Source organism: Prevotella sp. MGM1, assembly GCF_002933775.1.
In the GTDB taxonomy this organism is placed as follows: domain Bacteria; phylum Bacteroidota; class Bacteroidia; order Bacteroidales; family Bacteroidaceae; genus Prevotella.
Genome location: NZ_BEWV01000224.1, coordinates 1 through 7,126, shown reverse-complemented (window position 1 = coordinate 7,126; position 7,126 = coordinate 1). Strand labels below are relative to the sequence as shown.

Sequence of the window (7,126 nt, the reverse complement as noted above, 5' to 3'; positions counted from 1 at the left end):
CGAGCGATAACTTCTTTAACTCCCTTAACTTCCAATAAATACTTCCCTTAACTTCCAAAAAGAACTTCCTTAATTTCTAAAAGAACTCCTTATTCCCCCTCACTGAACAACACCTGAATGACCGTCTGGCCGACCGCTTGTAACGTATTGCGGTCTATATGCGACATATCGTCATGCACAGTGTGCCACGTAGGGCCGAAGCTACTCGCCTCACATTCCGGATAATATGGGACTATATCTATCGTAGGGATGCCCGCTATTTGGTTTACCGGCACATGATCATCGGATATCATGCCACCGTTTTCCACCGGGAAATAACTGCCGAAGCCAAGAAGTTCGGCCGCATCCCATACTTTTTCCACCACGCCGGGCGCATACTGCATCGAGAACGCCTCACGGTAGAAGCGTGCTCCCTGCCCCCCTACCATGTCGAGGAGCACACCGAAACGGGGCTTATAGCCTTTGACATGCGGATTGGCAGCCCAATACTGGGCACCGAGAGCAAACGAATTGCCATCGTCCCGCACATCGCTCCACGACGGGACGCCCCAATCCTCGGCGTCGAAGCATACGAAATCGACACCGACGGAAAGGCTGTCGGCCGACGACAATAGCCGTGCCACCTCAAGCATCACCGCCACGCCGCTCGCACCGTCGTTCGCTCCGAGCACAGGCTTGCGGTGGTTTGCGCTATCGGGGTCGTTGTCTGCCCACGGACGGGTGTCCCAATGGGCGCAAATCATGACCCGCTCTTTCCTCTCGGGCTTATGGCTCGCTATGATGTTTGTGCTCTTCAACTGCGTGCCGTCATATCCGCGCAACACCGCTTTCTGTCTTGTCACCGTCATACCGTAAGCCTCGAAACGGCCGGCAATCCACTCACCGCAACGTTCGTGGGCCTCGCTGTTCATCACACGTGGTCCGAAATCGCACTGTGCGGCACAATAAGAATATGCGCTGTCAGCATTAAACACCGGACCGCAAGGCTCAGCCGCCGACGCTCCGGCAGTATCGTTTGCCTTGTTTTTGCCGCCGCAGGCACATAAAGCGGCTGAAATAATAATGTATGCCAATAATGTTTTTATCATCACAAATATATTTTTGTTTTGTTTCCCGGCGGCAGATAACAACCGCCATGCCACTGCCGGCACCCGTTACGCCGCCGGCCACTCACTCTCTCGACCGCTGGGCGATATTCATCACCCGCAGGAAATTGCCTCCCCATATCTTCCTTATGTCGCTCTCGCTGTACCGACGCGCAAGAAGCATACGTGTGAAATTTATCAACTCGGCCGAATTGGCCAGTCCCCGTATACCTCCGTCACCATCGAAATCGGTGCCGATGCCCACATGATCGATACCCATTATCTTTACGGCATGCTCCAAATGAGCCATGGCATCGGCCACAGTGGCCTCGCCCTCACGCCTCAGGAAACCGCCGTAGAGCGTTATCTGCGCCACGCCTCCCGTACGGGCAAGGGCACGCATCTGGTCGTCTGTCAGATTGCGTGGATGATCGCACAACGCCTTCGCGCTGCTGTGACTGCACACTATCGGCACACCGCTGATGTCTATCGCATCGTAGAAACTCTTTTCCGACGCATGACTGAGGTCGACCATTATCCCGTTGCGGTTCATTTCCTTTATCACCTGCTCCCCGAAGCGGCTCACACCGCCGTGGGTATCGCATCCACGCGCACTGTCACAGATGTCGTTGTCGCCGTTGTGGCACAGAGTGATATATACCACGCCGCGCTGCGCGAAGTGCTTCACGCCCGCTATGTTTCCGCCCAGCGCCAGTCCGTTCTCTATCCCCAGCATCACTGACTTGCGGTTATGCCGCTTGTCCTCGTGAAGGTCGGCCGGTGTACGGGCTATGCTGACATAGTCCTTGTTGCGCATCACGATTTCTTCTATCTTGTCGAATATCATGTCGGCATACTCCGTAGGCCCGTTGACATCGAAGTCTACTTTCGACGAGAAAGTCTCGCCCATTCCGGGCTGAGGCAGATATGCCACCATTATCGTGGCATCCTGACGGCCCTCGGTCATCTTGTGCAGGTCGACGAGCAATTGCGGGTCGCGGCTGTCAAAGCGCACGCCCTGTGGGAAAAGCATCGGGGTGTCGCAGTGGGTGTCGAGCGTGAGCACACGGTCGTGCAACCTGTGGGCGCCACGATAATGCGCTGCTTGCTTCACAAGCCAGCAGAAGAGCGGAAGACCGTCTTCCATGCATTCCGGATGCCACTGCACACCCATTATAGACTTGAACTCCCTGCTCTCGATGGCCTCCACAACACCATCGGCCGCCACGGCCGTCACCCTGAACCGCTCGCCAGCCAAGGCCACGGCCTGATGGTGAAACGAGTTAACGGCGATACGCTCGCTGCCGTAAAGGGTGTGAAGAATAGAGTCGCGCTCTATCCTCACGCTGTGTGTCGGCTCGTCACGGCGTGTGTCTTGGCTATGTTTCACCCTCAGACCCGGATCGCCCGCGCCGGCGGCGTCTATGTCTTGCGCCACCTTTCCGCCCAGAGCCATTGCCAGTGTCTGTATGCCACGGCATATACCGAGCATGGGTATCTGCCTGTCGTAAGCCAGACGGGCGACAAGCAGCTCGGGAAGGTCGCGCTCGGCATTGACGCCGTGCAGGGCAGGCAACGGTTCCTCACCTGCATAAAGCGGGTTATAGTCGGCACCGCCGCTGAGCAGCAGACCGTCTATCCTGCCGAGGGTGTTCACGATCACACCCGCATCGGCCACGGGAGGGATAATCACAGGCACACCGCCCGCCGCAGCCACCGACTTGTAGTACATCTCACTCAGCCTGCAATCGGTGTCGGCATGATTGCCCGTAATGCCGATAACGGGCTTACGCTCCACTCCGGGAAAAGAGGAGTGGACATCGGCCAGACGTGCCTGCCAGTCAAAACGGTCCATGCTATACGGTTTGTTCCTCGTCTGTCATTGTACTCACGATAATGTCGCGCTTGATACTCTGTTCGAGCGATATCAGCGTCTCGGTAGCCACTACGCCGGGAATATCCTGCAAACGGCCGTTTAGTAGATCCATCAGTTGCTCGTTGTCACGGGCATACAGTTTGACAAGCATGGTGTAAGGACCAGTAGTGAAGTGACACTCCACGATCTCGGGGATATGGCGCAGACGCTCCACGACCTTCTTGTACATGCTCCCTCTTTCGAGCGTTATTCCGACATAGGTGCATGTGGTATATCCGAGGCTTTTCGGACTGACGTCAAATCCGCTTCCCGTTATCACCCCTCCGTCTACCAAGTGTTGCACACGCTGGTGTATGGCAGCACGCGACACGCCGCATTCCGCAGCCACATCCTTAAAGGGTATGCGCGCGTTTTGTGACAGTATTCTAAGTATTTTCCTGTCAAGATTGTCGATTTTTTCCATTTAAATTAAGACTGTTATATTACAATATATTGGCTATACTTACAAAATGTAAGCAAAAGTAAAAACTTTAATCGAGCCGAGCAACTTATTGGAATAAAAAAAACTAAAAAAAGTATCAAAATGCTTTCATTCGGTCTTTAATTGCGGCATTTATCTCCGTTTGCCACGGCCTGACCGGCATCAAACCCGCAAATTGTAATTATAAAGTCATGAATTTAACACATTATCATTTAGTGAAATAGGATTGCGGAGACGATACCTGTCACGATATGCAACACGATATGCCGTCTATTGCAATCTGATTATTCTGCCGATATTCCGCAACGGGACACCCGTTGGAGTGCGTTTGGCCGCCGGTCGCGTCGCGTTTGGATACCCGTTGCATTCCGTTTAGCGTCTAAACGCGGGGCAACGGGACGCTGAATGGAAAAAATCGGAAGGGCAGGTGGGGTAGGTTTGGTAGGGGATGTGGGTACAGCAGACGTATTAAGCTGACGCACAGACACTTACGGAAAACAACTCATAATTCGCTTATTTCCGCCCATTGGATTTTAATTTTGAAACGGGCGAAATATGGAGAGCGTTTTGTATGATATTTTCTTAATTTGACAAAGAGGATTTTTTAAGGGCCAACGAGCCTTTATTCTTTGGGAAATACTCTAAAAGAATACCCTTAAAAAACTTATTCCAACCCACTGAAATCTATCGTTTAAAAAAATAAACAGAACTCACGTTAAATAAAATTGCATAATGATTGACATTGCCGATTATTTTGTAATTTTGCAACAATAATAACATCAGATAACACCAACGTATAATCAATGGCACAAGGTCAGGTTCAAGAGACAAGACAGGAGCAGGCACTCAAACAACTGCAAACCATCTCGCAGCAGCAACTGTTGCAGTCGCAACTCGTGGAACTGCCATTGAACCAGTTTCTCGAACGAATAAACACCGAGATGGACGACAACCCGGCTCTCGAAGCAGACACGCACGACCACGACGAAGACATGGCTCACGAAGACTATGGAGCCGACGAAGACACTACGGGAGCCGACGAAGACTTCGCCGCAAGCAAGGAACGTGAAGACCGGCAGACAGCACTCGACGAGGCGCTGAGCGGAATAGGACGCGATGACGAGGACCTGCCTGTATACCACGGCAGCGGGATGGCCACCGACGAAGAGCGTGAAGAGATCGTATACGGCGACACGGTATCGTTCTACGACAGGCTGAAAGAGCAGATGGGCGAGACAGAGCTGACCGAAAGGCAAGCCGAGATAATGGAATATCTGATCGGATCGCTCGACGACGACGGACTGCTGCGCAAGAGCGCCGACTCCATTGCCGACGAGCTGGCTATATACCACGGGCTGGACATCAGCACCGAGGAGATAGACCGGGTGACGGCGATACTGCAAGAGTTTGACCCGCCGGGCATCGGCGCACGCACATTGCAGGAATGTCTGCTGCTGCAAATAGACAGACGTGACGAATCGCGCCTCAAAACACTTATGCGGACAGTGATAGGCAAATACTTCGACGAGTTTACCAAGAAGCACTGGGACAAGATAAGCGCGGCACTGAAACTGAACGACGAGCAGACCGAGGCACTGGCACGGGAACTGCGACGGCTCAACCCAAAACCCGGAGCGGCAATGGGCGAGACCGTAGGAAAGAACATACACCAGATTACACCAGACTTCGTCATCGACACGCAAGACGACGGCACCGTCACATTCACGCTCAACAGCGGGGACATCCCCGAACTGCACGTATCACAGTCTTTCGCCGACATGCTCAAAGAATATCAGGACAACAAGGCGGGCATGAGCCGGCAGATGAAGGAGGCATTGCTCTATACAAAGAAGAAAGTGGCGGCCGCACAAGGATTCATCGAGGCGGTGAAGATGCGACACCGCACGCTCACACTCACCATGAGAGCGATTATCAAATGGCAACACCGCTTTTTCGAAGAAGGCGACGAAGCGGCCCTGCGGCCGATGATACTCAAAGACATCGCCGAGAAGACGGGACTCGACCTCTCCACCATATCAAGGGTGAGCAACAGCAAATACGCCCAGACAAGGTGGGGCACTTTCCCGTTGCGCTACTTCTTCAGCGACGGATACGTGACCGAAAGCGGCGAGGAGCTGTCTACACGCGAGATAAAAGCCGCCCTGAGGGACATAATAGAGGCGGAAGACAAGAAGCGGCCGCTAAGCGACGACGCGTTGAAAGCGGAACTCAACAAGAAAGGATACCCGATAGCGCGCCGCACGGTGGCAAAATACCGTGAACAGTTGGGAATACCGATAGCGAGACTGAGGAAATGAAGAACAAAAACATCATAATAGCCGCACGCCTGATGAGCTCGGCGTTCACTCCTTTCTATCTTCCGATGGTGGGACTGATGGCTCTCTTCACATTAAGCTACCTAAGCCTGCTGCCAATGGCATACAAGATGGTGGTGCTCTCGATAGTGGCCTTCTTCACTATCCTGCTCCCGTCGCTGCTCATACACCTGTACCGCCGCTTCCAGGGATGGACGCTAATCGAGCTTGGGCACAAGGAACGGCGCATGGTACCCTACGTAATCTCAATAATGTGCTATATCACCTGCATATATGTGATGAAAGAGATGCACATCCCTCACTTCATGGGCAGCATACTGAAAGTGGCTCTGTGCATCCAGATTGTATGTGCGCTGATGAACGCCTGGTGGAAAATCAGCACCCACACGGCAGCCATCGGCGGTGTGGCAGGCGCGCTGTTCGCTTTCGCAGAGATATTCGGCTTCAACCCTGTGTGGTGGCTCTGCGTAGTGTTCATCCTCGCCGGCATGGTAGGCACAAGCCGCATGATTCTACGCCAGCACACTCTCTCGCAGGTGACCGGCGGTTTCTGTGTGGGAGCCGTATGCTCGGCCGTCACGATACTGATATGACAGGGTCACGCCGCAATACCGCAAAATACGCCACACATCAGCGCGCGCACCGCCAAACAACACCATAACGTCTGCCGGGCCGTACCGCGGAGACATCAAACAACACGGCGGAAACCGTAATTGCAAAGACAAAAAAACTTAAAAAACGATACGATATGAACAATCCATTGGTTAGCATCATCATGGGCAGCACAAGCGATATGCCCGTTATGGAGAAAGCATGCAAGTTTCTCGACGAAATGCAAGTGCCCTTCGAAGTGAACGCATTGTCCGCACACCGCACCCCGGATGCAGTGGAACAGTTTGCCCGCAACGCGAAAGAGCGAGGCATAAAAGTGATAATCGCAGGTGCCGGCATGGCCGCCGCATTGCCCGGCGTGATCGCCGCCTCCACCACATTACCCGTCATCGGGGTGCCAATCAAGGGCATGCTCGACGGTCTCGACGCCATGCTCAGCATCATACAGATGCCTCCCGGAATACCCGTAGCCACGGTGGGAGTGAACGGAGCGCAAAACGCCGCCATACTGGCAGTGGAGATGATGGCGCTCGCCGATGAAGAACTGGCCGCACGCCTGGCTGAATTCAAAAACGGACTGAGAGCCAAGATAGAGAAAGCCAACGGCGATCTGGCCGAGATAAAATTCAAATACAAAACCAATTAAAGGGCAAGGAGTCTTTTTAGGAAGTTAAGGAGCTCTTTTGGGAAGTTAAGGGAGTTAAAGAAGTTATCGCTCGCAAGCTCGCTAAGAAGT

General features: G+C 53.3%; 6 protein-coding genes. 3 read left to right on the top strand and 3 right to left on the bottom strand.

Annotated features, from left to right (window positions below; all coding sequences use genetic code 11):
• Window positions 1–89 precede the first annotated feature (89 nt).
• The 3 genes from MoGM_RS12705 to MoGM_RS12695 form a co-directional block, all read right to left on the bottom strand.
• A complete protein-coding gene (locus MoGM_RS12705; RefSeq protein ID WP_104370426.1) occupies window positions 90–1,088 on the bottom strand; it encodes a M28 family peptidase in 999 nt (332 codons plus the stop codon).
• A gap of 82 nt (window positions 1,089–1,170) precedes the next feature.
• Window positions 1,171–2,940 carry a gamma-glutamyl-gamma-aminobutyrate hydrolase family protein gene (locus MoGM_RS12700; RefSeq protein WP_104370425.1) on the bottom strand — a complete coding sequence of 590 codons (1,770 nt, stop codon included), beginning with the start codon at window positions 2,938–2,940 and terminating at the stop codon, window positions 1,171–1,173.
• Window position 2,941: 1 nt separating this feature from the next.
• Window positions 2,942–3,424, bottom strand: coding sequence for an Lrp/AsnC family transcriptional regulator (locus MoGM_RS12695; protein ID WP_104370424.1), 483 nt, complete (start codon window positions 3,422–3,424; stop codon window positions 2,942–2,944).
• 821 nt (window positions 3,425–4,245) lie between these two features.
• Here MoGM_RS12695 and rpoN point away from each other — a divergent pair.
• The 3 genes from rpoN (at window position 4,246) to purE (ending at window position 7,036) form a co-directional block, all read left to right on the top strand.
• Window positions 4,246–5,760 carry an RNA polymerase factor sigma-54 gene (gene rpoN / locus MoGM_RS12690; protein ID WP_104370423.1) on the top strand — a complete coding sequence of 505 codons (1,515 nt, stop codon included), beginning with the start codon at window positions 4,246–4,248 and terminating at the stop codon, window positions 5,758–5,760.
• The gene (locus MoGM_RS12685) at window positions 5,757–6,371 is read left to right on the top strand and encodes a phosphatase PAP2 family protein (RefSeq protein WP_104370422.1); all 615 of its coding nucleotides are present in this window, start codon (window positions 5,757–5,759) and stop codon (window positions 6,369–6,371) included. Before rpoN ends, MoGM_RS12685 begins: the two co-directional genes overlap by 4 nt.
• A gap of 155 nt (window positions 6,372–6,526) precedes the next feature.
• Window positions 6,527–7,036: a 5-(carboxyamino)imidazole ribonucleotide mutase gene (gene purE / locus MoGM_RS12680; protein ID WP_104370421.1), complete on the top strand. Its 510-nt coding sequence runs from the start codon at window positions 6,527–6,529 to the stop codon at window positions 7,034–7,036.
• Window positions 7,037–7,126 lie beyond the last annotated feature (90 nt).